The sequence below is a fragment of the Caulobacter sp. GW822-FHT01G02 genome, from assembly GCF_058802865.1.
Genome location: NZ_JBXAON010000021.1, coordinates 1 through 1,996, shown reverse-complemented (window position 1 = coordinate 1,996; position 1,996 = coordinate 1). Strand labels below are relative to the sequence as shown.

Sequence of the window (1,996 nt, the reverse complement as noted above, 5' to 3'; positions counted from 1 at the left end):
CGATGTTTTCGAAGATACTGATCGCCAACCGGGGCGAGATCGCGGTTCGGGTGATCAAGACGTGCCGTCGGCTGGGGATCGCCACGGTGGTGGTCTATTCGGACGCCGACGCCGGTTCGCTGGCCGTCGAGATGGCCGACGAGACCGTGCATATCGGGCCCTCGCCGGCCAATCAGAGCTACCTCGTCGCCGACAAGATCATCGCCGCCTGCAAGCAGACCGGCGCCCAGGCCGTGCATCCGGGCTTCGGCTTCCTGTCCGAGAACGCCAGCTTCGCCCAGCGCTGCGCCGACGAGGGGATCGTGTTCATCGGTCCCAACCCCGGCGCCATCAGCGCCATGGGCGACAAGATCGAGAGCAAGAAGTTCGCCCAGGCCGCCGGCGTCTCCTGCGTGCCCGGCCATATCGGCGAGATCGACGACACCGCCCACGCGACGACGATCGCCGAGCAGATCGGCTATCCGGTGATGATCAAGGCCTCGGCCGGCGGCGGCGGCAAGGGCATCCGTGTCGCCTGGAGCCGCCAGGACGTCGAGGAAGGCTTCCCGGCCGTGCGCGCCGAGGCCAAGGCCAGCTTCGGCGACGATCGGATCTTCATCGAGAAGTTCATCGAGAGCCCGCGCCACATCGAGATCCAGGTGCTGGGCGACAAGCACGGCAACGTCGTCCACCTGTTCGAGCGCGAGTGCTCGATCCAGCGCCGCAACCAGAAGGTCATCGAGGAAGCCCCGTCGCCGCTGCTGGACGAGGCGACCCGCGCGGCCATGGGCGCCCAGGCCGTGGCCCTGGCCAAGGCGGTGAACTACGACAGCGCCGGCACGGTCGAGTTCGTCGCCGGCCAGGACAGGAGCTTCTTCTTCCTGGAGATGAACACCCGCCTGCAGGTCGAGCACCCGGTCACCGAGCTGATCACGGGCCTGGATCTGGTCGAGCAGATGATCCTCAGCGCGGCCGGCGAGAAGATGGCCTTCGAGCAGAAGGACCTCTCGATCAACGGCTGGGCCATCGAGAGCCGCATCTACGCCGAGGATCCCTATCGCAAGTTCCTGCCCTCGATCGGCCGCCTGGTCCGCTACGCCCCTCCGGAGGAAGGCGACAAGGGCGGTTACACCATCCGCAACGACGCCGGTGTCCGCGAGGGCGACGAGATCTCGATGTACTACGACCCGATGATCTCCAAGCTGTGCGCCTGGGCCCCGACCCGGCTGGCGGCGATCGACGGCATGGGCCGGGCGCTGGAGGACTTCCACATCGAGGGCCTCTCCCAGAACATCCCGTTCCTGGCCGCGGTGATGGACCAGGAGCGGTTCCGGTCCGGCAAGATCTCGACCAACTACATCAAGGACGAGTTCGCCGACGGCTTCGCCGGGACCGAACCGACGTCTGAGCAGATCGACATCCTGACCGCCGTCGGCGCGGCCATGCAGCGGGTCTACGCCGCCCGCGCCCGCTCCGACGTCTCGGGCCTGGCCGGTCCGCCGCGCGCCGAGTGGATCGTCGCCGTCGGTCCCGCCAAGCGCCGGGTGAAAGTGGCCGGGGAGAACGGCGAGGTCTCGGTCGCGCTGCTCGACGAAGGCCGCGCCCTGGTCCTGACCGACATCGACTGGCGTCCGGGCAAGCCGGTGTTCAAGGCGGCCCTGGACGGTAAGGCCTTCACGGTCCAGGCCGCGCCGGCCGCCGAGGGCTTCACCATCCGCCACCGCGCCGCCAGGGCCCGGGTGCTGGTCCTGACCCCGCGCAACGCCGAACTGCACGACAAGCTGCCCGAGAAGCAGGCCGCCGACACCTCCAGGCTGGTGCTGTCGCCGATGCCGGGCCTCGTCGTCTCGATGGACGTCGTCACCGGCCAGCAGGTCCGCGAGGGCGAGGTGGTCTGCGTGCTCGAGGCCATGAAGATGCAGAACATCATCCGCGCCGAACGCGACGGCGTCGTCAAGGCGGTCAACGCCAAGTCCGGCGATCCCGTCGCGGCCGATGAGGTGCTGGTGGAGTTCGC

The 1,996-nt window shown here is 68.5% G+C and carries 1 protein-coding gene; it reads left to right on the top strand.

Features of this window, described 5'->3' with window-relative positions:
- Window positions 1-2: 2 nt before the first annotated feature.
- On the top strand, window positions 3-1,996 hold a 1,994-nt coding region (locus AC1RNC_RS26060; RefSeq protein WP_492888877.1), incomplete at its 3' end, for an acetyl-CoA carboxylase biotin carboxylase subunit.